This is a genomic window from Vibrio sp. 1249-1 (assembly GCF_033340495.1).
In genome coordinates this window covers 1-849 of record NZ_JAWOWJ010000309.1, presented here as the reverse complement: position 1 = coordinate 849, position 849 = coordinate 1, and the positions used below count along the sequence as shown (strand labels likewise).

The following is an 849-nucleotide window of genomic DNA, read 5'->3' as shown; positions in this document are numbered from 1 at the left end:
GTCATTAAGCTTTCAATCTTCTGATTACTTTGCGTTGATGTTGCTCGGCTTGTCTGCCGTTGCGGCTTTTGCTGGTAAAGGTCAGGTCATTAAAGCGTGGATGATGACCATTCTTGGCTTGATGCTGTCGACAGTCGGTATCGATAAAGGCGTTGGTGTCGAGCGTTTCACCTTTGGTTTAACCGATTTGATGGACGGCTTTAGCTTCCTTCTTCTTGCAATGGCGACGTTTGCTTTGGGAGAAACCTTAATGGGGATTCTCAAACCTTCAAACGATACTCGTGATGAAGAGCAAGACAAATTGAGCAACATCGGCTCGATGAAAGTCACCAAAGAGGAAATTAAAGAAGTCGCTCCGGTATCGATCCGCTCTTCTATCCTAGGTTTCTTTACTGGCGTACTTCCGGGCGCTGGCGCAACAATCGCGGCATTCCTAAGTTACGGCTTAGAGCGCAACTTGGCTCCAAAAGAGAAAAAAGAAGAGTTCGGAAAAGGCAGCATTCGTGGTCTAGTTGCGCCAGAATCAGCGAACAACGCCGCATCAAGTGGCTCATTCGTTCCATTGTTAACGCTGGGTATTCCAGGCTCAGGCACCACCGCTATTATGCTTGGCGCGTTAATCGCCTACGGCATTCAACCTGGCCCTCGCCTGTTTGTTGAACACCCGGATGTCTTCTGGTCAGTCATCATCTCAATGTACTTTGGTAACATCGTGCTTGTGATCCTTAACTTGCCGTTGATTCCTTACATCTCGAAACTACTGGCCGTTCCAAGAACAGTGCTTCTTCCGATGATTTTGTTCTTCTCAATTACAGGTGTGTACTTCGTCTCGTTCAATACGATGGATGT

General features: G+C 47.3%; 1 protein-coding gene. It reads left to right on the top strand.

Annotated features, from left to right (window positions below):
- Positions 1-849 (top strand): tripartite tricarboxylate transporter permease (locus tag R7Z50_RS26045; RefSeq protein ID WP_318149547.1); only part of this gene is annotated, 849 nt, incomplete at both ends.